A 21,160-nucleotide genomic window follows, 5' to 3' on the forward strand; every position below is an offset into this window, starting at 1 on the left:
TTAGACCTCCACGATCAAAGCGATACCCTGGCCGCCACCGATACACATGGTGACCAGGCCGTAGCGCAAATTGTCTGCCTTCAAGCGGTGAATCAACTTCACTGTCAAAATCGCGCCAGTGGCACCGATCGGGTGGCCGAGCGAAATCGCGCCACCGTCCACGTTGGTCTTCTCCGGATCCAAGCCGAGGCCATCCTGGACAGCAAGTGCCTGCGCTGCGAATGCCTCGTTGGACTCGATGAGGTCCATATCGTCGAGCTTGAGGCCTGCCTTAGCCAATGCGCGTGGCACGGCTTCAACTGGGCCACAACCCATGTACTTCGGATCCACGCCCGCAAAGCCCCAGGACACGATGCGTGCCAGTGGCTCGAGCCCATGGGAATCCACTGCGGTCTGAGAAGCAACAACCACTGCCGCGGCTGCATCATTCATGCCGGAGGCGTTACCTGCGGTGACGGTTCCGCCCTCTTTGAAGGCCGCCGGCAGCTTCGCCAAAGACTCAAGGGAGGAGGCGCGCGGGTGCTCGTCGGTATCAAAGACAATGTCGCCCTTGCGACCCTTCACGGTCACCGGGACGATCTGCTCTTTGAAACGGCCAGCCTCGATCGCAGCTGCTGCACGAGTCTGCGAAAGCAGTGCGAATTCGTCCTGGCGCTCGCGACTGATGCCGTATTTCTCGGCTACGTGCTCGGCGGTGATACCCATGTGGCCGTGGCCCATGGGATCAGACAGAGCGCCGGTGAGCCAGTCGTCCAACTTGCCGGGGCCCATCTTCTGGCCCTTACGCATTCCGCGCACAGAGTAGATTGCCTTGGACATGATCTCGGTGCCTCCGGCGAGGGCCAGCTCTGAGTCGCCGGTGATGATGTTCTGCGCGGAAGTGACAATGGCCTGAACTCCGGAACCGCAAAGGCGGTTGACGCCGACTGCATGGGAGGACTGCGGCAAGCCGGAATCAAGGCCCACCACGCGCGAGGTGTAGAGGTCGCGTGGTTCCGAGATAACAATGTTCGCGAAATTAGAGCTGTCAATGGCCTCTGGGTCTACGCCTGCGCGAGAAATTGCTTCCTTTGCAGCGACCGTGCCGAGGGAAATAGGCGTCTCGTTCGACAACGTACCCATAAACGTTCCGATTGGGGTACGGGCTCCCGAAACAATGTAAATGTCTTGCATGTGTTTTCCTTTGCAGCTAGTGTTTTCGTTCGCAAACACGAATTGCGATTCGTATCTCGCGTTTCCAACGAGTGTAATGTGCGTCACCTAATTGCGCAAGCATATTCCCAAAAGGGCAGAAAAAAGACCGTTCCCGCTGGTTAAAGCGGGAACGGTCTAAAAGTTTTGGGGCGTGTGGCCCTAGCTCAAAGAATTACTCTTCGGTTGCCTTGGGTGCATCAGTAGCCTCAGCCTCAGCATCCTCTTCGGTCTCACCGAAGTAAATGTTTGGGTCGATGGAGTTGCCCTCATCGTCCTTCACGGTGGTGCGGGCAATCGCAGCTGCGAGTGCCTTGCCGCGGCGCACGTCAGCGAACAGGTTCGCGATCTGGCCGGACTGCTGCAGCTGGCCAACGAACTGGTTTGGATCCATGCCGTAGGACTGCGCGGTGAACAGAATGTGGTCGGTGAGCTCCTGCTGGGAAACCTCTGGTTCCTCTTCCTCTGCAACAGCGTCGAGGAACAGCTGGGTGCGCACGGACTCTTCAGCCTGCTCACGGGACTGCTTGTCAAACTCTTCGCGAGTGGTGCCCTGTGCCTCAAGAAGCTGAGCCAAAGAGTTCTCGTCGTGAGCCATTTGACCCAGCAGTTGGTGGAGCTGGTTGTGCACCTGCTCGTCAACAACGGACTCTGGAAGAGCGAACTCGGACTGTGCCAGAGCAGCCTTCAGGACCTCGTCGCGGATGTCAGAAGCCTGCTGTGACTTCTTGGAATCTTCCAACTGGCTCTTGGTGGATTCACGCAGCTCCTCGACGGTGTCGAACTCGGAAGCCATCTGCGCGAACTCGTCGTCAAGCTCAGGAAGCTTGCGCTCCTTGGTCTGCTGAACGTGGACCTCGATGGTGGCTTCCTTGCCCTGGAACTCGCCAGCCTGCATCTCAGCGGTGAACTCAGCGTCCTCGTCGGACTTCAGGCCACGCAGCGCGGTGTCAAGGCCCTTGATCAGGTCGTCGGAGCCAACTTCGTAGGACAGGCCCTCGGTGGTAGCTTCGTCGACGGTTTCGCCGTCCACGGTTGCCTCAAGGTCGATGACGGCAAAGTCACCGGTCTTCAGCTTGCGCTTGGTGTCCTTGAGCTCGCCGAAACGCTCACGCAGGGAGGTCAGCTCTTCGTCGATAGCCTCATCGTCGATCTTGATTGCTGGGACCTCAACCTCGATGGTGGAGAAGTCTGGCACGGTGATCTCTGGGCGAACGTCTACCTCAGCGGTGAACTCGACAAACTTGTTGTCCTCGATCTGGGTGACTTCGATGTTTGGCTGGCCGATGACCTTCAGGTCATTCTCCACGCATGCTGCCTCGTAGCGGTTTGGCAGCATGTCATTGACAACCTGCTCCAAGATTGGGCCGCGGCCAAAGCGTGCGTCGATCAGCTGACGTGGCGCCTTGCCCTTGCGGAAGCCTGGAATGGTGACCTGCTGAGCGATCGATGCGTAAGCCTGGTCAATTTCAGAACCGAGTTCCTCGAATGGAACGTTGACGGTCAGCTTCGCACGGGTATCGCTGAGCTTCTCGACGGAAGTCTTCACGAGTAACTCTCCTGGATGTGTTCGATGGATATGAAGATTTTCTCGGCTGGCCATTCCCGAACAGGGAATGGATGTCCCGATGTCGGGGCGACAGGATTTGAACCTGCGACCCCCTGCTCCCAAAGCAGGTGCGCTACCAAACTGCGCCACGCCCCGTAAGTTTCAGATTCGCCTGAAACGTACTCGCCTGATTCTACAGAAGCCAAAAGACACGGCGCTCACTTGGGGTCCCACTAGCACTTCGAGGTTGCTCAGGTCCCCGTTCAAGAGATCGCTTTACGACGATTCCCCTGCCGCGCCCCGCAACAACAAAAAAGGACTTTCCGTTAAACGGAAAGTCCTTTTCTATAAATACTGTCGGGGCGACAGGATTTGAACCTGCGACCCCCTGCTCCCAAAGCAGGTGCGCTACCAAACTGCGCCACGCCCCGTATTTTGTTGTTCGTACCTGCGGTACTTGAAGTACTTTACCCACAAACTGTCAGCAAAAGGAAATCGCCAGGTTACGGTGGGTTTTCATAACTTAGGTCCGGGGATCTAACACCCCGCAGCAAGACTCCACTAGGGTAGATTACTGAAAATAACTTTCATTTCCCTTTGGTGCTATTTGCCCAGGCACGAAAATCTACAAAAGGAGCCGGTGGAGATCGCACGCACCCCAGCCAATCAACCGAAACGAGTGCTGGCTCAGTTTCTTGCATTACCACCGATCATTCGGCTGTTATTGATTACTCAACTCGCCTTTAACGTCGGGTTCTACCTGGTTGTACCCTTTTTGGCTACCTACCTCACGGAATCTCTCGCAGCCAGCGGGGCAATCGTGGGGCTTGTCTTGGGGCTGCGCACTTTTAGCCAGCAGGGATTGTTTTTCCTCGGTGGCGGTTTAAGCGACCGTTGGGGAGTGCGACCTGTCCTCTTGACCGGAATTCTGATTCGTGTGGTCGGCTTTCTTGTCGCAGGTTTTTCCGACAACATCCCCCAATTAATCGTCGGGGTGATCTTGATCGGTTTCGCCGGTGCGCTCTTCTCCCCCGCCGCTGAATCTGCGCTCGCCATTGCTGGCGGACAAGTACAAGCCGAGGGAGGAGCCACCCGAACCGAAATTTTCGCGCTTGACACCCTCTTCTCGCGCACTGGAGCTCTTGCCGGTCCCATTATCGGCGCCTTGCTCATCGAGGCGGGTTTTCTGGTGACCTGTGTCGTTGCCGCAGCGCTCTTTGCGCTACTTTTCCTCGCGCACTTCTTTATTCTTCCCGACCTCCGGCCCGAAAACCCGACCCCAGTACTTTCGGGATGGTCCACGGTACTGCGCAACCGTACCTTTATGCTGTTTGCCCTTGCCTACAGCACCTATTTGGTCACTTATAACCAGCAGTACCTATCGCTGCCCGTCGAATTAACTCGGGCACGTGGCAATCAAAACGATCTCGGCGCGATGTTCATCTATTCCGGAATCCTGATTCTGCTTCTTCAGCTCCCGCTAACACGCCTCTCCCAACGCCTGGGAAGGCGCACCAGCCTCGGACTGGGGTTTGGTTTAATGGCCCTCGCCTTCCTCATCCCCGCCGCATGCGCCCCAGTGACCCCACCTGCCGGAATCGCCGCGCTCCTGCCCGCAGTATTGATGCTGGCACTTCTACACACCGGCCACATGATCGCAGTTCCGGTTGCACGCGATCTAGTGGGCGTACTTGCAGGGGAACGCAACCTCGGTGCCTATTTCGGCTTCCTCAATACGTTTGGTGGCATCGCCGTTCTGCTTACTTCGCTACTGCTCGGACCGCTTCTCGACGACGCCGCTCACGCTCAGCCATCTGCAGCGCTGCCCTGGCTGCTGCTCACGGGTATGTGTGTTGCCTCAACCTGGTTACTGCTGCGACTAGGTCGTCGCTTTCCCGAAGCCTGAATCTGGCTGTGATTAGTTGCCGTGGTCTCCCGCCGGCGTGGTGGTAGCGAGGAAAGCGAGACAGCCAGCATGGACACCAAAATCAACGCCGTCGCAGGAGCAAGAACTGCCCAGGGGGCGCGCTCAACGTAATCAATTCCTTCTGAGAGCACTAAGCCCCATTCCGGTGCAGGAGGCTGCGAACCAAGGCCAAGGAAACCAAGCGCTGCCAGAGACAACGCCGTACCCGGCAACCGCAGCGCTGCGTGCCTGGCCACCGTGGGGATCACTGAGGGCAAAATATGTCGAAGCATTGCCCGAACCTTGCCCACCCCAAGGACCGGAAGCATGACCACATGTGGTTGATTGCGTACCTCTGTGACCAATGAACTCGTGTGCGCAGCAAGCGGTGCCCAACTAACCGCCGCAACCGCGATCGCTGCACCTGTCATGCCCGGTCCCATGACCGCGGCAACAATCAAACCGGCAATAACTGGAGGTGCCGCATTGGCTATTTCAGTTGGACCGGTGGACGCTTGCGGGAAGCAGCCAAGAATCAAACCAATAACAAGGCACACTGCAACAACGACTAACGCGGTTCCCACCGTGGACACCGCACCGTGTGCAACGCGCGCTAGCAGATCTCGTCCGCTGGAATCTGCTCCGAAAGGTAAGGCCCACGAAGGATCTGCGAGGCGGGTGGCCACAGATGTATAAGGATCCCGTGGGAGGCCACTGAGCACCATCACCACAAGCACCGTGAACACAGTTACCGGAACCACGAGGTCACGTGGTCGTCGATAGCGTTGCGGCTGCTTGACCGGCACAACGGGATAACGCGCAGCCGGGCCAAGTAATAGTCGACGAGCAAGTCCACTCAGCGCTCCCACAGCCACAGCAAGCAGAACTAGAACCAGCACTCCGAACTGAAGGGTGGGAATGTCTTGGGATGAGGCAGCGCTGAGTGTCAGGCGACCCAGACCAGGTATCGCGAAGACCTGCTCCACAGCAACGGCACCACCGGTCAGTCCAATAATCGATAGGCCGACTTGAGAAATCACAGGTGTGAGTGCGCGTCGCAGCACAGCAAGAAGCAATTGTGGAGTTTTCACCCCTGCCATTCGCCACGTGTCCACCCACCGCTCGGTAAACGTCCCCGTAATGGCCTCGGAAAAGAGTCGGCCCAGATATCCGCCTGTAGGAATACCCATTGCCAAGGCAGGAAGGACCACGTACTCCGGTCCTCGCCAGCCGTAGGGAGGAAACCACCCCAGCAAAACTGCAAAAACAACAAGCAGCACGGCCGCAAGCAAGAACTCAGGCAGTGCGGTTAGTAGAACTGCCAGAGCTCCCGATCCCCGGCGCGGATTACCCCGGATGCCGTTTACTACCGCGGGAATACACAGCAGCGTGGCAATGATCAATCCCACTACCAGCGCCCAGCCCATCAGTGACAGCGACACTCCAAGTGCGGGAAACACCTGCGGAGCCACCGGTTTGCCACTAATCCAGGAAGTACCTGCGTCTCCGTGAAGCAGCCCGCTAAACCAGTTCAAAGAAATCTTCAACGGCCCTTGGTCGAGGCCCAGCTGGGTCCGAATGGCTGCAAGGTTTTCCGGTGTCGCCTCCAGGTCTGCGTAGCGAGCACGCAAAATGGTGTACTCAGGTCGACTGCCCGAAATCCATGGAAGGAGCCCAATCAGCAGCACCACTCCGACAATCGACAACGCTCGTGAAATACCCGCGATCATTGGACTAAGAGTTTTTCTCGGTCCGGTTGGTAATCAGCATGCGCTCGCGTGGGTCGCGCTCTACCCCGCTGACTGCCGCTGATTCGCCCTGGATCACGCGCTCGTGCAGCAATGGAATTGCTGCATCCTGGCTCAGAATGAGGGCTTCGGCCTTCATGATTGCAGTATTGCGATCAGCACCGGGTTCAATCTTGCTTGCCTCGTCGAGAGCTTGGTCCACTTCTGGATCGCAGAACTGCGAGATATTAAATGATCCCTCGCACGAGAAGTCACTGACCATATATGCCACTGGGTCACCGGAATCAAGCACGGTTGCGCGCGACAGGATGAAAGCATCAAAGGCTCCATCGAGAGCGTCGGCCTCAATGTACTGGTATTCACGGACGTCCTGCGTGACGACGAATCCCACTGCCTCCAGTTCTTGCTCCAAACGCACTGCCACCTCAGGAAGCTCGGCTCGATCTGTGAAAGTACCTAGGGTGATTTCAACCCCATCGACAGTCGCCGGAGTCGCTCGAGAATCTAGGGTTGTGCGGTAGTCCGCAGAATCTCGCAGAGGTGCAGCCCACGGAAGTGCAGGTCCCAAAAGCCCGGCGGCGACATCGGCATGACCTTCGTATTCGTTTTCGACGAGGGCCGCTCGGTCAATCGCTTCACGTGCTGCGGCACGGACTTGCGGGTCAGCGAATGGCCCAGATTCCGTGTTGAGGTAAAGCGTGTTGGTACGTGGCATCGGGACCTCATGCACCAGGTTCGGATCAATCTGCGTAATTTGTCCCACCGGGACCGCTTCCACAACATCTGCTTCACCGGTGCGAAGGGCAGCAGCTCTTGCAGTTCCGTCTGGAACGAACTCGACATCGATACCGGAAGCTAGTGCCTGTTCGCCCCAGTAGCCGTCGAAGCGGTCCAGTGTTGCTGCAGTGTTTCCATCGACGTTGACTAATTCGAATGGTCCGGTACCCGCGCCGACCGGATCAACAACGCCATCGTCGCCATAGGCCGACGGAGAAAGGATAGACAACTGCGGGCTAGACAGCCGTTGTGGCAGCAATGGGTCCTCCTCGCTGGTACTTACGAGGACATCGTTGCCATCTACTTCCACTTCAAGCCCAACGCCGTCAAGGATGCGTGGCTGGGGAACAGCCTCATTTGCTCTCCGCAACACATCGGCGACGTTTTCGGCATTCAGTTCAGTCCCGTCGTGGAACTTCACTCCTTCACGAATAGCGAAACGCCAGGTGGTTGGTGTTTCCCGCGACCAAGAGGTTGCAAGCGCAGGTTGCGCCACAGCATTTTCATCGAGCACGATCAAAGTCTCAGCAGTGCTCCAGCGAGAGAGCTTAAAGGCATCGTCGCTAAACGGACTCAGCCCGCTGCGAGGAGGCAGAAGCATGGCCACCGAAACTCGGGATTCATCGGAGCTTGTTGTGTCGGTAGACGCGTTGCCTACGCAGGAAGTCAGCGCGAGTGAACTCGCTGTCAGAGCGCTGATGAGCGCGATTTTTCGGGAGCGCCCAGAACGAGACGGGAAACGAGACATAGTGGGTTTTTCCTTTGTATCTAGATGGAAGTAATTTTTGGTAGTGATTCAATGAGGAGTTGGGTTTCGGGATGTTGTGGATCGCTCAAAAGCGTGTCCATCTCACCCGATTCCACGACTTTTCCGGAGAACATCACAAGCCCGTGACTACACAGTTGGCGTGCCGCCCCGAGGTCATGGGTGACCATCAGAATGCTCATGCCACGGAGCAATGAAATTTCGTTTAGCAGTTCGAGCACCTCGTCGCGCAGCGGAAGATCAAGTCCGCTCACCGGTTCATCAGCCAGCAAGACTGAAGCACCAGTGGCCAGCGCTCGCGCAATTGCGACTCGCTGCGCTTGGCCTCCGGAAAGTTCACTACGCCTGCGGTGTAAAAATTCAGGGCCAAGGTGAACTTGCTCTAAGGCTCGGTGGAGGTGTTCTTCGTGGTCCCCGGGGACTTTTAATCGTTTAAGAGGGTCCGTGATCAGTTGCGCAACGCTCAATCCCGGATCGAGGCTACCTGCAGGATCTTGCGGAATGTATTGCACTTCCCTGCGATACCAGCGCAGCTCTCGAACCGTTCCTGGTTCAATTCTCCGGTTTGCATAGGTAATTTCACCCGCATCAGGTTTTTCCAGCGCGAGGAGCATACGCAGCAACGTCGATTTTCCGGACCCAGATCTGCCGATCAAGGCAAGTCGATCACCCGGGTCTAGTGTGAGACTGACCCCATCGACTGCCTGTGGCCCAGCGTTGAACTTCTTTTCCAACCCCTTGGCTTCGAGGACACCTGCTGAACTCACGCGACACTCTCCATTGCTTTACGAGCACGTTGCGTCAACGCACGGCTGACGGGATGATGCGGATCGTCGAAAAGCTGCTTCAGAGTGGTGTCCTCGACGATGCGCCCAGCGTCGAAGACAACAACCCTTTCGCATAGTTGTGCGGCCACGCTGAGGTCATGGGTAATAAAGACCAGCGTGGATACCTCTTTGAGCGCTGTCAGTACACGCGCTTGACTGATGAGGTCGAGGGCCGTGGTGCATTCATCGGTGATGAGTAGTCTTGGTCGGCACGCCAGGCCAAGCGCAATGCACACCCGCTGACGTTGACCTCCGGAAAGCTGTCCCGGAAAACTCCTCAGGATCCGTTCGGGATCTTCGAGACCTACGCTGTTCAGCAAGTCCTGCGATTTTTCGGCGATCCGCTGATCCGATTTCTCTCCGAGAGAGCGAAACGGAATTGCCAATTGCTTACCCACCCTGACCAGTGGGTTAAGCGCATCAGCGCTGTCCTGTCTCACCAGCACAAGATCATTGATTCCACTCGAGTTCCGAGCGCGCAGCTTGCCATCGAAATACACCTCTCCTGAGCTTTCAAGCGTGGGAGGTGTGACACCCGCCAGTGAGGAGGCGAGCAAAGATTTTCCTGACCCAGATGAGCCGATCAGGGCCACGCGCTCACCGGCGAAGACCTCAAGTTCAATCTGATCGACTAGTTTTTGTCCGGAAACGGTGGAAACGCTCAGACTTTTAGCCTGTAGTACAGGGCGCATGGCCACTCCTCTCGTCAATCCCTACTGGCTGAAATCGGAAAGGAAAGCCATGGCGGGTGTACATGGCACACATTATCTGTAATGATTTTCATTCTCAATACAGGGGGTGGGCAGAATAGCAAAAAGCAGGCCTCACAGGTGGAGTACCTGTGAGGCCTGCTTTCAATTGGAGGGAATGACGGGAATCGAACCCGCGTCTTCAGCTTGGAAGGCTGAGGTATTAGCCACTATACGACATTCCCATGTCGCGATAACACGCACTGAAAGACATTAGTGTATTGCTACCCAATTCACCAAAATGCGTGCTGGTTAGCCCCGAGCTGTGGCGATAGGGAACCATTTTTGTCTCCATCGCGTTAGAGTGAGAGATAAGAAATTTGTGTACCCCACCGTACAAGGAATGTGACATGCTGGATATCCTCGTCTTGCTGGCTATCGCTGGCGGCGCCGTTTGGTTCTTCAACTCCAGGAAGGACAAGAAGCAGCAGCAAGAACTCGAACAGGTGAAGTTTGACGATGCCATTGCAGACGCACGTCGCTGGGTTGACCGTCTCGGAAACCAGGTTCTCACCATTTCGGGCGATGACACAGCCTCCACCCAGGCCATGGCGGATGCATCGGAGCGTTATAACTCCGCAGCTTCTGCTCTTTCCTCGGCAACGACCGTCAAGCAGGCTCAGCTCGCTCGTGAGTCGGCGCTTGAGGGCATGCATTACGTCAACGCAGCTCGCGAAATCATGGGCATGACTCCAGGCCCTGAGCTACCTGAGCTGGAAGGTCAGCGTCGTGCAGGCAAGGTCACTGAGCGTCGCACGATTCAGCAAGAAGACGGCACCACACTAACCGCGTCCCCTGTGGCTACGGATGAGACCCCGAACTACTACCCAGGTGGCAACGTTGCGGGCCGTCCGGTTCCTGCCGGTTGGTACTCCGCTGCTTGGTGGGCTCCCGCCATGATGTCCGGTATGTGGACCGCTAGCTCCATGATGATGTTCTCGGCCATGTTCGCTGGCATGGCTGGTACCCCTTCCGCTGAAGAGTTCGCTGCAGGTGATATGGGAGGCGACATGGGCGGAGACATGGGCGATGCTGGTGGCGACATGGGCGATGCTGGTGGCGACATGGGCGGAGACTTCGGAGGAGGAGACTTCGGCGGCGGCGATTTTGGTGGCGGATTCGACTTCGGTGGATTCGACTTCTAAGACTCGCCTCTGATTACTTAGCTGCAAAACCCTATAGAAAGCGGCCGGTGCGACACAGCGCGCACCGGCCGCTTTTGTCTGCGCAGCTCAAGAATTACTCGAGACCTTAAAAAACTTGACCAAGCGGAGTAAAATGTCATCTTATGGTTCCTCGCATTGAACTCAACGATGGCAATTCGATTCCTCAGCTTGGTTTTGGCACTTTCGTCGTCGACCCGAATGACTCCGAACGAGTTGTCTCGGACGCCTTAGAGGTCGGCTACCGCCATATTGATACCGCTGCTGCATACGGCAACGAAGAAGGTGTCGGCCGAGCAATTGCTAAATCCGGTATCCCTCGCGAGGAAATTTTCGTCACCACAAAGCTGTGGAATGATCGCCACGAGGACGCAGACGTAGCCCTGGCAGAATCCCTCGAGCGATTGGGAATGGACTATGTAGATCTCTACCTCATTCACTGGCCAGTGCCTTCCCGCAATAAGTATGTTCAAGCCTGGAAAACTATGGTGGGGCAACGAGAACAAGGACTCACCAAATCTATCGGCGTGTGCAACTTCCTTCCAGCGCATCTGGACAAACTCGAAATGGAATCTGATGTGACTCCGGTGGTCAATCAGATCGAATTGCACCCCTGGTTGCAGCAGTGGAAAGACGTCGATGCCGCGAAGATTCACAGCATCGCCGTTGAGGCATGGGCACCGCTGGCGAAGTTCCAGTACGACTTTGAGGACTACCCCGAAATCATGGACCCAGCCGAAGCACACGGGGTGACCCCTGCGCAGGTGGTTCTGCGTTGGCATATCCAAAACGGCACGATCATTTTCCCGAAGACCACCCACCGCGAGAGGATGGAAGAAAACTTCGACATCTTCGGTTTTGAGCTCACTCGCTCAGAGATGGAAGGCATCATCGGCCTAGACGAGGGCGAATTTGGTCGCCTGGGCTCCCATCCCAACGAGAAGGAATAAGAAATGGGCCGATCCCTGCCAATGGCAGAGCCAGCCCGAAAATCTTGAACCTATGCTCCAGGAACTTCCGGAGCCACACCGGTCTCTTCGTACTCAGACAAGATGTCAATGCGGCGTTGGTGACGCTCCGCTACTGACCAGGACTGATCCAAGAAGGCATCAACGATCGCAAGCGTTTCCTCCTTGGAGTGCATCCGGCCACCGATTGCGATGAGCTGTGCATTGTTGTGCTCGCGGGCAAGGCGCGCGGTGTCTACCGACCAAGCCAGAGCGCAACGTGCTCCCTTGACCTTGTTGGCCGCAATTTGCTCGCCGTTGCCGGAACCGCCGAGCACGATTCCGAGGGCGCCTTCGTCGTTAACTGTCTTTTGTGCTGCATCGATGCAGAATGCTGGGTAGTCATCGTCTGCGTCGTAAACGAACGCTCCGCAGTCAACTACCTCGTGGCCGGTTGCTTTCAGGTGCTCGGCGATCTCATTTTTCCGCTCGAACCCTGCATGGTCTGCTCCAAGATATACGCGCATGTTAAGCGAGTGTACTTCACCCCGTTTAGTCTGCGCGCACAAGTAGCGTTCTTTTTACAGCCTTGTCACCAAATTAGTGGTCTCCTGCCAAGAACTTAGTTCTGGGGAGACTCGAAGCGGTTGCGCTTGATCTCGAAGAAGTATGGGTAGCCAGCAAGGGTGGCGTAGGCATCAAAGAGCTCACCAGCAGCTTCGCCTTCTGGGAAGCGGGTGATTACTGGGCCGAAGAATGCGTTGTCGCCTACTTTCACCACAGGGGTGCCCGCCTCGCCGCCGACGGCATCCTGGCCGAGCTGATGGTACGCGCGCAGGTCCTCGTCCATTTCCTCGGTGTTGGCTACGTCTGCGTAGGAGGCATCAAGGCCAACCTCAGCCAGGGCCTTCTTGATTACCTCGTCATAAGCGCCGAAATCGCTCTTGCCACCCTCACCCTGGGTGTGCACGAGGGTACCCATTGCGGTGTAGAGCTCGCCGACCTTCGCAGGTTGCTCGTTCTTAACCTTTGCGAAGACGCGGGCTGGGCCCCAATTAGCCTTCATCTTCTCTGCGTAATCTTCTGGGATATCTGCGCCCTCATTGAGGATGGACAGAGACATTGGGGTCCACTCAACCTCGAGATCGCGGACAGTCTCAACTTCCTTGATCCAACGCGAAGTCTTCCATGCGAATGGGCAGGATACGTCGAACCAGAAAGTTACTTGCTCAGCCATTGTTTATTATCCTCCAGGTAAATTACTTTTATTAAGCTCTATCCAGCACTGTCTAGGATAGCGGAACTACTCTGTCTAGCAACCACGCCTTAGCTTACAAAACTTTCAACCATTCGTCGGGTGCTTAATATTCCAGTCGGTGTTCATGGCTACAGTGGAATTATGAACACAAAGTCTTTGACCCGCGATCATGCGAACCTCCGCTCTAGCGTGATCAGCAATGTGCACTACTCCATCCACCTGGATATCACCGGCGCGGAGACATTCTCCTCCCGCACCACGGTCACCTTCGATGCTAGTTCCGCCCAGGAAGTCTCCATCGACCTCACCGCAGACGCTTTTGAGGCATCGCTTAACGACGAGGCCCTGGGTGGACTCGTATTCACGCCACGCGAGGGCGCAAACACCCTGGTCGTCGACGCGACAATCTCCTACTCCCATACCGGCGAAGGCCTGCACCGCTTTGTCGACCCGGCAGATCAGAAGGAATACCTCTACTCCCAGTTCGAGCCCGCCGACGCACACCGCGTCTTTGCCTGCTTCGACCAGCCAGATATCAAGGCGACCTACTCCATCAGCGTGGATGCGCCAGAGAAGTACACCGTTGTTCTCAACGAGCCCACCACAGTCAATGGCACCACTCACTCCTGCGAGATCGATTACCCGCTGTCGACGTACTTAATTGCTTTTATCGCCGGCGAATACGCCTCTGTCCACGACACATACAAAGATGAGCACAAGGAGATCCCGCTGGGCCTCTATGCTCGGGCGTCCATCATCGAGCACTTGGATTCCGAGCGGCTCTTCCGCGAAACCAAAGAAGGCTTCGGGTACTACCACGAGAACTTCGGCACGCCGTACCCATTTACCAAGTACGACCAGATCTTCTGCCCTGAATTCAACATGGGAGCAATGGAACACGTTGGCGCAGTCACGATTCGCGACGAGTATGTGTTCACCTCCGAGACCACCCCGTACATGTACGAGCGTCGCAACGACACCATCTTGCACGAGATGGCACACATGTGGTTTGGCGACCTGGTCACCATGAGCTGGTGGGATGACCTGTGGCTCAACGAGTCCTTTGCCACTTGGTCTGCAGCGATCGCCCAAGCCGAGGCCACGGAATACTCGAATGCGTGGGTTACCTTCGCCAATGTGGAAAAGGCTTGGGCCTACGAGCAGGACCAGTTGCCTTCCACCCACCCGATCTCCACCGATGCCCCTGATGTCGAGACTGCCGAGCAGAACTTCGACGGCATCACCTACGCCAAGGGCGCCTCTGTGCTCAAGCAGCTTCAGGCCTACGTCGGCCGCGACGCATTCTTTGCCGGTGTGCGCGAGCACTTCAAGAACCACGCATTCGGCAACGCCACCTTCGCTGACCTCCTCGGCGCCCTAGAGAAGGCCTCCGGCCGCGACTTGTCTACCTGGGCTGACCAGTGGCTAAAAACCACAGGGATTTCGCACCTCACCCCGGAGATCACCGATTCCAGCTTCACCGTTGTGCAAGATTCCGAGGTCCAGCGCACCCACCGCATCGGCGTGGGCCTATATTCGCTGCAGGGCGACGAAGTCGTACGCACGCACTTCATCGAGGTCGATGTCAACGGCGAGCGCACCGAGATCCCCGAGTTCGCCGGCGTCAAGCACGACCTCGCGCTTGTCAACGACAACGATCTGACCTACTGCCTCATGGGCATCAACGCGAAGCAGCGTGGCTTCCTGCTCAACAACCTGGGCAAGATCACTGACCCGATGGCGCGCACCCTCGCCTGGTCCGCCGCTTGGCAGGACACCCGCGACGGCAACCTGCCCGCCATCGAATTTGTCCGCCTAGTGTCGCGCTTCATTGGTTCCGAGGATCAGCCCTCCGTCCTCGAGCGCCTCGCCGGCCAAGCCACCCTCGCAGCAAAAAATTACGTCTCCCGCAAGCACCGCGATGACGCGTTTGCCATGCTTAACAAGGCGTTCCGCGGGGCCGAGCCCGCAGGCGTCTTCGACCGAGCGCTTGCACGCCTTCCGCTTGACGACGATTCCGCTGCCTACCTTTCGAAGCTGCTGGAAACCTCGGACAACCAGGAAGTTCGTTGGCTTGCACTCACCGCTCTTATTGCGCGCGGGGACCGGGAGCTCGCTGACGTAGATAAAGAAAACGACCCGTCCTCTACCGGTGCAGTATCCAAGCTGCGGGCGCAGGCAGTCGTCGATAAGCAATGGGCGTATGAGCAGATCACCTCGGGTAAGCGCAGCAACATTGAAACGCGCTTCCTCATGGACGGGCTGACTTTTAACCGTAAGGGCCTGAGCAAGTTCACCGATGTGTACTTTGAACAGGCGGAGGGGCTCTGGGAGTCGCTGTCCTCGGAGATGGCGCAGCGTACACTAGTGGGGATTTACCCGAAGTGGGATATCAGCCTGAAAGCTCTGGGTAAGGCCGATGACCTACTGGCGAAGGAACTTCCGCATGGTCTGCGCCGGATCATTTCGGAGGAGCAGGACAAGGTGGCGCGCAGCCTGCGCAACCGCAGCGTGGACGAGAACCACGAGATCAAGCGCTCGTCTTAAGCCCGCGGGTGCTAGTTGGTGGTGACTACCTTGACCTGCATCGCATCCGGTCGGATCGCGAGGTAGGAAAAGGAGACCACCTCATCACCGACGAAAGACTTGCGCATCATGCGCAGGAGCTGGGCACCACCTAAGACCTCGAGCACTCCGCGCTCGTATTCGGTTGCCGCACCCGGCGTGATCACGTCTTCCCTGCGGTCAATCTTTTTGCCGAGCAGTACCGAGAGGGCGTCAATCGAGGACAGGTCGAGGTGGTCGACGATGGCATCGTATTCGCGTGAGACAAAAAGGGCCTCAACCATCGCGGGCACATCGGAGATGAGGCGCAGCACCTCAACCTGAAAGACTTCCTCGCCTTGCTCGACACCAAGAGCTTCGGCAATCGTGTGCGAGGCCGGAACAAAAGCGCGGCTGAGCACTCGGTGAGACTGCTCGATCCCCATTTCTTCCAGCTGCCGGTTAATCCCTTCCATGCGGGTGAGTTCCAGCATCGGGGGCACGGTGCGCACGAATGTTCCACCGGTGCGGCCTCGACGCCTATCGATGAGGCCCTCCATTTGGAGCAGGTCGAGCGCATGGCGAATAGTCATACGCGCAACATCGAACTCAGCGACGAGTTCGCGTTCCGCGGGCAACCGGTCACCGGGTTCGTACTCCCGGGACTCAATGCGTCTGCGTAAGACTTCTGCGATGGCCACGTAGGCAGATTTGCGAGCCATGGTTCCCTTCCAATGTTTAGGGAGGCGCCCTACCCCGCCGATCAAGACGTGGCGCTCTGTTAATTGTTTCTAGACATTATTGCAGATCGCCAGCGTGCTAGACCTACAATTGAGCAAGCGCTTGCTCAATATCGGCGATCAAATCGTCGATATCTTCAATTCCGACCGAAATGCGGACCAATTCGCGAGGAACAGCAAGCTCCGAACCTTCGACCGAGACGTGAGTCATTGTTGCTGGGTGTTCTAGGAGAGATTCCACCCCACCGAGAGACTCCGCCAAACAGATCAACTTCGTCGACTTACAGAACTTCTGCGCCTGCTCCTCAGTCTGGAAAACTACCGACACCATTGCGCCGAAGCGCTTCATCTGCTTCTTGGCTACTTCGTGATGTGGGTGCGATTCAAGGCCCGGGTAGCACACGCGCGCTACTTCCGCGCGACCATCGAGGTACTCCGCCACCTTTTCCGCATTATCGCAGTGGCGCTCCATGCGCACGCTCAGGGTCTTGATGCCACGCGCAGTGAGGTAGGTATCAAACGGCGAAGGAATCGCACCGACCCAGCCGAAGAAGAAGCGCAGCTGCTCTTCAAGATCCGTGTCATTCGCGCACACAAGACCACCGATAACATCGGAGTGCCCGCCGAGGTACTTCGTGGACGAGTGCACCACCACATCTGCGCCGAGCTCGAGTGGCTTCTGCAGATACGGCGACGCAAAGGTGTTATCCACGACGAGGGTCGCGCCACCTTTGACCTCGGCTACGGCAGCGATATCGACGACGTCCAGCGCCGGGTTCGTGGGAGACTCCACCCACAGCACCTTGGTGTTTTCCTGGATTGCCTGCTTCACGTCTTCTGGGTTCGTGGTGTCAACGACGGTGTGCGTGATCTCCCACTTGTTGAAGATCTGGGCGATGAGGCGGTAGGTGCCGCCGTATGCGTCATTGCCGATAACGATGTGATCGCCTGGCTTCAACAAGATGCGCAGGATCGTATCAATGGCCGCCATACCGGAGGAGTACGCCACTGCGTACTTCGAGCCTTCCAGAGCCGCTACGGTTTTTTCCAAGGCAGTGATGGTGGGGTTGCCCACCCGTGTGTACTCGTAGCCATTGCGCAGCTCGGCGAGACCGTCTTGAGCAAACGTCGTCGACGCGTAAATGGGAACGTTGATGGAACCGTACAGGCTATCTGGCTCGTAGCCGGCGTGGATGGAGTCAGTGGAGAAACCGGAAGTCATTGTGACCCTTTCTTAATAGAGATCACGAATATAATAGACCAAGCTGTTCATTGTTCGTCGAATTATATGCACGACTAGACTTCGGTGTTAAAACGGGCGGTTTAGGTCCGTTGCAAGAACCTTCTACCAGTAAAAAGGAGACCTAAAATACTCGCACAGGATACTGCTCCGTCTACTGCTCCGACTGCTGTCAATGATGCCGTGGACAGCGTGACCAGCTGGTGGGCTGACCCCGACACCCGCGCATGGCTGATTGAACGCCCAACGAAAATCATCGCGATTATCCTCATCGCACTGATCGTGCATTGGATCGCACGGCGGGTGATCAACCGGTCGGCCCAGCACAACATCGAGAATCAAGGCAAAGCCTTCCCGATGATGCGCCGCCGCGAAGAAGAGGAAGAGACTACTGCTGTTCAAAAAGCCCAGGAGGAGCGCAGAAAGCAACGGGTGTTAACCTTGGCTAATGTGGGTCGTTCCGCAGCGGCAGTTGTGATTTGGACCTGGGCACTACTTGGTGTTCTGGATCAGCTCGGGATAAACGTTGGCCCGCTGGTTGCCTCTGCTGGCGTGGTTGGCGTGGCTCTCGGTTTTGGTGCGCAATCCTTGGTGAAGGATTTTCTCTCGGGTATTTTCATGCTCCTCGAGGATCAATATGGTGTCGGCGACACCATCGAGGTCAACGGCATTTCCGGCGAGGTCGAGGAAGTCACCTTGCGCATCACCACTGTCCGCGACATGGACGGCACGCTGTGGTACGTCCGCAATGGCGAAATCCTTCAGGTGGGTAACTTCTCCGACCGTTACTCGGTCGCCCGCGTGCAAATCCCCGTGGCGCTGGTAGCCGATCCCGATTTGGCCGCCGAAACCATCGAGAGATCGGCCAAGAATGCCATCAAGGATTCTGAGTACGCTGCGGATGTCTTGGAGGAACCAGTACTTAACGGTGTCACGGAGTTCGCTATCGATCACATGAGCTTCCGGGTCACCGTAAAAACCTTGCCGGGCCGCCAGTGGGGTGTTCAGCGTCATCTCAATCGGCGCATTATCGACGACTTACAGGATGCCGGTATTCCACTGCCCTACCCCCAGGGCAAGCTGCAGCTCGGAGCGCACGAAACTAAGGAGTAGCCCGTAATGTATGGGGTATGTCCACTAGTTTCTACGAAGCCGTTGGTGGGGATGAATTCTTCACCAAGTTGGTCAGAGGTTTTTACGACCAAGTCAAAGAAGATGACCTCGTTGGTCCCATGTACCCCCAGGATGATTGGGATGGTGCCCAGGACCGACTGAAGTGGTTCTTGGCTCAGTATTGGGGTGGACCGTCCACCTTCAATGAAAAGCGCGGGGCACCAATGCTGCGTCGTCGCCATTTCCCCTATGAAATCGATGAAGAAGCTGCCCGTCGGTGGCTGTCCATGATGGAGAAATCCCTGGACAACGTTGAAGTATCCGAAGAGCACCGCGCGGCCTTGTGGGATCACATGGTTCGGGTTGCCGGCATGATGATCAATAAGGAGTAGCCCGGCCGTGAGTGCGCTAGGTGATGTTGCAAAGAGCTTTGGCTACCTTGGGTTAACCTCCTTTGGCGGCCCGACTGCCCACCTCGGATACTTTCGTACTGAATTTGTTGAAAAGAAAAAGTGGCTCGACGACCGCACCTACGCGGACGTTGTCGCCCTCGCCCAATTCCTTCCCGGTCCAGCATCCTCGCAGGTGGGTATGGCTCTGGGCTATCACCGCGCAAGCTGGCCAGGATTGTTTTTGTCCTGGTTTCTGTTCACCTTCCCCTCCGCCCTTATTCTCGCGTTATTCGGCCTGTTCTTAGGCAGCAATTCTGACGTTGCTAACTCCGGTTGGATCGCAGGCCTACTTGCTGCCGCCGTCGGGGTGGTCTTTCACGCCGTGTCCGGCATGGCAAAGAACCTGGCCAACACAGCCCTGACGGCCACCATCGCCGTCGCTGCTGCCCTAGTGGTTCTCGCCGTTGATGGGTCGTGGGTAATGATGCTGGTAATCCTGGTTGCCGGTGTCATTGGCTATTTCGCCTTTCGTAACGACGAGGAAGAGCGCGAGCACACCACAAAGTTCCGGCCGGTCTCGCTGACCGCGGCCGTTGTCTGCCTCGTAGTGTTCTTCGTGCTCCTTGTGACGCTGCGCCCACTCGGGTTTGACCGCGCTGCCGCCTATTACGAATCGGGCGCCCTTGTCTTCGGCGGAGGCCACGTTGTCTTGCCCCTTTTGGAATCGCATTTCGTGGGCAACGGCTGGGTGACTCAGGCGGAATTTCTAGCCGGGTACTCCGTGGCTCAGGCCGTGCCGGGCCCGCTGTTTACCTTTGCCAGCTACCTCGGCGCCGTCGACGGTGGGGTCTGGGGAGCCATTCTGGGCACAGTGATGATCTTCCTGCCGTCGTTCCTGCTGATGGTAGCAGGCCTGCACTTTTGGAACCGTTTCGATTTCCTCCGCCCAGCCTTCAAAGGCGCCAACGCTGCCGTGGTGGGTCTTTTGCTCGCAGCACTAGTCACCCCAGTATTTACACACGGGGTGATGGATGCAGATGGCGCGATGAACATCACCAAGCTTGGTATCGCAGCCGTAGCGTGGCTGGGCCTTGCACAATGGAAAGTGCCGCCATGGGCAGTCATGGCGGCAGCAGCTCTCGCAGGGTGGATCCTGCTCTAGCGTGGAGCTCTAGACAAACAGCCCAAGCCGGGTGGAGCGGTACACGCTGCCATAAGGTGCGTCGATCCGCGTCCACCTCCCCACGGTAGATACCCGCAGGTGACGAGGCACATCCATCGGCGCAGAAAACCCCGGAATCAATCCCAGCGAAGTGCACGCGAAGATCATTCGCATGGGAATCTCCACGTCATTGTCAATGGTGATCACCGTCTGATCAAGCAACGACTTCGGCGGGCCGAGCGGGCCCGAAAACTGGCGCGCCAGTTCCCTGCCCTGATCCGCCAATTCCCGCACGACGGTCACCGGCACCGTTTCGCGTTCCTGGAACCCAGTCTTCGGCGGCAAGGCACCAGCCCAGTTCGGGTCACGGGCAGTACCAACTTCTGTGGTGTCGTTGTTCAATGCCTCTAACAAATCAGAGGCAGCAACGACTGCACCGTCGCGCGAACTGGTGCCTTGGACCCGACGAGAAGCAATCACCTCAAACGGTGTGGTCACGAAAACGTCCACGTAGTCGTCGTTAAGCTGCGAAAAGCGTGCCGACGCCGACGCGTCCAAGCCCACTGCCCTGCCGACCAGCGAGCGTAATCCTGGCGCACCGGCGGTGACCACCAGCGACTCGGTGACCACTAGTTCGAACCGGCTTCCTTGCCGTCAGACTCATCATCGGCATCCGGAACCATGGTGAGGATGCCAATTTCCTTCTTCGTCAGCGAACGCGGACGCTGAACCGTCATGTCAATGGCAACCTGAACCGTTTCAACGACACAGGTGACGCGGCCCTGGCGGTCCTTGATTTCCTGGCGCGTGGTGAACGAGGTGTTCCCGATCTCTACGACCTGGGTTTCCACCACGGCCTCGGTGGTATCAGGCAGCATCGGACGCAGGTAGTCGGAGGCTATGTGGCGTACGAAGACCGCAAACTCGTGTCCGCGGCGCTCGAAGTGCTCGTTCGCGAACTCATAGCGGGCTTCTTGAGCGATCTCGATGAAACGGGCGTTCATGATGTGCCCGTAGCGGTCGAAGTCGCCCCACCTCAGAGTCACCGAGTGGGTATGGATGTGATTCTGCTCCGTCATGATACCGAT

At 57.2% G+C, this 21,160-nt stretch carries 19 protein-coding genes and 3 tRNA genes; 7 read left to right on the top strand and 15 right to left on the bottom strand.

What is annotated here, in order from left to right; genetic code table 11:
- From ACXZ66_RS10775 to ACXZ66_RS10790, 4 genes are all read right to left on the bottom strand, one after another.
- Nucleotides 1-1,173, bottom strand: coding sequence for an acetyl-CoA C-acyltransferase (locus ACXZ66_RS10775; protein ID WP_458748734.1), 1,173 nt, complete (start codon nucleotides 1,171-1,173; stop codon nucleotides 1-3).
- Nucleotides 1,174-1,366: 193 nt separating this feature from the next.
- Entirely contained in the window at nucleotides 1,367-2,740 is a 1,374-nt protein-coding gene (gene tig, locus ACXZ66_RS10780) for a trigger factor (RefSeq protein WP_458748735.1), read from the bottom strand.
- A gap of 82 nt (nucleotides 2,741-2,822) precedes the next feature.
- A tRNA-Pro gene (locus ACXZ66_RS10785) sits at nucleotides 2,823-2,896 on the bottom strand.
- Between the two features lie 201 nt (nucleotides 2,897-3,097).
- Nucleotides 3,098-3,171, bottom strand: a tRNA-Pro gene (locus tag ACXZ66_RS10790).
- Between the two features lie 176 nt (nucleotides 3,172-3,347).
- Here ACXZ66_RS10790 and ACXZ66_RS10795 point away from each other — a divergent pair.
- Nucleotides 3,348-4,646 (top strand): MFS transporter, encoded by a 1,299-nt coding sequence (locus ACXZ66_RS10795; protein WP_458748736.1) that lies wholly within the window; start codon nucleotides 3,348-3,350, stop codon nucleotides 4,644-4,646.
- On the opposite strand, the gene ACXZ66_RS10800 is transcribed toward ACXZ66_RS10795, so the two are convergent.
- The 5 genes from ACXZ66_RS10800 to ACXZ66_RS10820 form a co-directional block, all read right to left on the bottom strand.
- The gene (locus tag ACXZ66_RS10800; RefSeq protein WP_458748737.1) at nucleotides 4,547-6,376 is read right to left on the bottom strand and encodes an ABC transporter permease subunit; all 1,830 of its coding nucleotides are present in this window, start codon (nucleotides 6,374-6,376) and stop codon (nucleotides 4,547-4,549) included. The two genes, ACXZ66_RS10795 and ACXZ66_RS10800, sit on opposite strands and share 100 nt — an antisense overlap.
- A 4-nt stretch (nucleotides 6,377-6,380) precedes the next feature.
- The gene (locus ACXZ66_RS10805) at nucleotides 6,381-7,919 is read right to left on the bottom strand and encodes an ABC transporter substrate-binding protein (protein ID WP_458748738.1); all 1,539 of its coding nucleotides are present in this window, start codon (nucleotides 7,917-7,919) and stop codon (nucleotides 6,381-6,383) included.
- Nucleotides 7,920-7,939: 20 nt separating this feature from the next.
- On the bottom strand, nucleotides 7,940-8,704 hold the full coding sequence (locus ACXZ66_RS10810; RefSeq protein ID WP_458748739.1) for an ABC transporter ATP-binding protein: 765 nt from the start codon (nucleotides 8,702-8,704) through the stop codon (nucleotides 7,940-7,942).
- The gene (locus ACXZ66_RS10815) at nucleotides 8,701-9,456 is read right to left on the bottom strand and encodes an ATP-binding cassette domain-containing protein (protein ID WP_458748741.1); all 756 of its coding nucleotides are present in this window, start codon (nucleotides 9,454-9,456) and stop codon (nucleotides 8,701-8,703) included. The genes ACXZ66_RS10810 and ACXZ66_RS10815 overlap by 4 nt, the downstream gene beginning before the upstream one ends.
- 167 nt (nucleotides 9,457-9,623) lie before the next feature.
- Nucleotides 9,624-9,698: transfer RNA gene (locus ACXZ66_RS10820), tRNA-Gly, on the bottom strand.
- A gap of 165 nt (nucleotides 9,699-9,863) precedes the next feature.
- On the opposite strand from ACXZ66_RS10820, the gene ACXZ66_RS10825 reads away from it, so the two are divergent.
- Both ACXZ66_RS10825 and ACXZ66_RS10830 read left to right on the top strand, forming a co-directional pair.
- Nucleotides 9,864-10,658, top strand: a complete 795-nt coding sequence (locus tag ACXZ66_RS10825) for a DUF1542 domain-containing protein (RefSeq protein ID WP_458748743.1) — start codon at nucleotides 9,864-9,866, stop codon at nucleotides 10,656-10,658.
- 143 nt (nucleotides 10,659-10,801) lie between these two features.
- The gene (locus ACXZ66_RS10830; RefSeq protein WP_458748744.1) at nucleotides 10,802-11,626 is read left to right on the top strand and encodes an aldo/keto reductase; all 825 of its coding nucleotides are present in this window, start codon (nucleotides 10,802-10,804) and stop codon (nucleotides 11,624-11,626) included.
- A gap of 50 nt (nucleotides 11,627-11,676) precedes the next feature.
- Here the strand turns inward: ACXZ66_RS10830 and ACXZ66_RS10835 are convergent, their stop codons facing one another.
- Together ACXZ66_RS10835 and ACXZ66_RS10840 are read right to left on the bottom strand one after the other, a co-directional pair.
- Nucleotides 11,677-12,150: a ribose-5-phosphate isomerase gene (locus ACXZ66_RS10835; RefSeq protein WP_458748745.1), complete on the bottom strand. Its 474-nt coding sequence runs from the start codon at nucleotides 12,148-12,150 to the stop codon at nucleotides 11,677-11,679.
- 95 nt (nucleotides 12,151-12,245) lie between these two features.
- A complete protein-coding gene (locus ACXZ66_RS10840; RefSeq protein WP_458748747.1) occupies nucleotides 12,246-12,860 on the bottom strand; it encodes a mycothiol-dependent nitroreductase Rv2466c family protein in 615 nt (204 codons plus the stop codon).
- A 162-nt stretch (nucleotides 12,861-13,022) separates the two neighbouring features.
- On the opposite strand from ACXZ66_RS10840, the gene pepN reads away from it, so the two are divergent.
- Nucleotides 13,023-15,428, top strand: coding sequence for an aminopeptidase N (pepN, locus tag ACXZ66_RS10845; protein WP_458748749.1), 2,406 nt, complete (start codon nucleotides 13,023-13,025; stop codon nucleotides 15,426-15,428).
- Nucleotides 15,429-15,439: 11 nt separating this feature from the next.
- On the opposite strand, the gene ACXZ66_RS10850 is transcribed toward pepN, so the two are convergent.
- On the bottom strand, nucleotides 15,440-16,147 hold the full coding sequence (locus tag ACXZ66_RS10850) for a GntR family transcriptional regulator (protein ID WP_458748751.1): 708 nt from the start codon (nucleotides 16,145-16,147) through the stop codon (nucleotides 15,440-15,442).
- A gap of 103 nt (nucleotides 16,148-16,250) precedes the next feature.
- Complete coding sequence (locus ACXZ66_RS10855; protein WP_458748753.1) at nucleotides 16,251-17,387, bottom strand: cystathionine gamma-synthase; 1,137 nt, start codon at nucleotides 17,385-17,387, stop codon at nucleotides 16,251-16,253.
- 201 nt (nucleotides 17,388-17,588) lie between these two features.
- Here ACXZ66_RS10855 and ACXZ66_RS10860 point away from each other — a divergent pair, with 201 nt between their 5' ends.
- Genes ACXZ66_RS10860 through chrA form a run of 3 tightly spaced genes read left to right on the top strand, consistent with a single transcriptional unit; the run spans nucleotide 17,589 to nucleotide 20,072 of the window.
- Complete coding sequence (locus tag ACXZ66_RS10860) at nucleotides 17,589-18,518, top strand: mechanosensitive ion channel family protein (RefSeq protein WP_458748755.1); 930 nt, start codon at nucleotides 17,589-17,591, stop codon at nucleotides 18,516-18,518.
- A 17-nt stretch (nucleotides 18,519-18,535) separates the two neighbouring features.
- On the top strand, nucleotides 18,536-18,910 hold the full coding sequence (locus ACXZ66_RS10865) for a globin (protein ID WP_458748757.1): 375 nt from the start codon (nucleotides 18,536-18,538) through the stop codon (nucleotides 18,908-18,910).
- Nucleotides 18,911-18,917: 7 nt separating this feature from the next.
- The gene (gene chrA / locus ACXZ66_RS10870; protein ID WP_458748759.1) at nucleotides 18,918-20,072 is read left to right on the top strand and encodes a chromate efflux transporter; all 1,155 of its coding nucleotides are present in this window, start codon (nucleotides 18,918-18,920) and stop codon (nucleotides 20,070-20,072) included.
- A gap of 9 nt (nucleotides 20,073-20,081) precedes the next feature.
- Here the strand turns inward: chrA and ACXZ66_RS10875 are convergent, their stop codons facing one another.
- Nucleotides 20,082-20,702, bottom strand: a complete 621-nt coding sequence (locus tag ACXZ66_RS10875) for a hypothetical protein (RefSeq protein WP_458748761.1) — start codon at nucleotides 20,700-20,702, stop codon at nucleotides 20,082-20,084.
- Nucleotides 20,702-21,151 carry an acyl-CoA thioesterase gene (locus tag ACXZ66_RS10880; RefSeq protein WP_458748762.1) on the bottom strand — a complete coding sequence of 150 codons (450 nt, stop codon included), beginning with the start codon at nucleotides 21,149-21,151 and terminating at the stop codon, nucleotides 20,702-20,704. The genes ACXZ66_RS10875 and ACXZ66_RS10880 overlap by 1 nt, the downstream gene beginning before the upstream one ends.
- Nucleotides 21,152-21,160: the final 9 nt, after the last annotated feature.

It is taken from the genome of Corynebacterium sp. S7 (assembly GCF_054401105.1).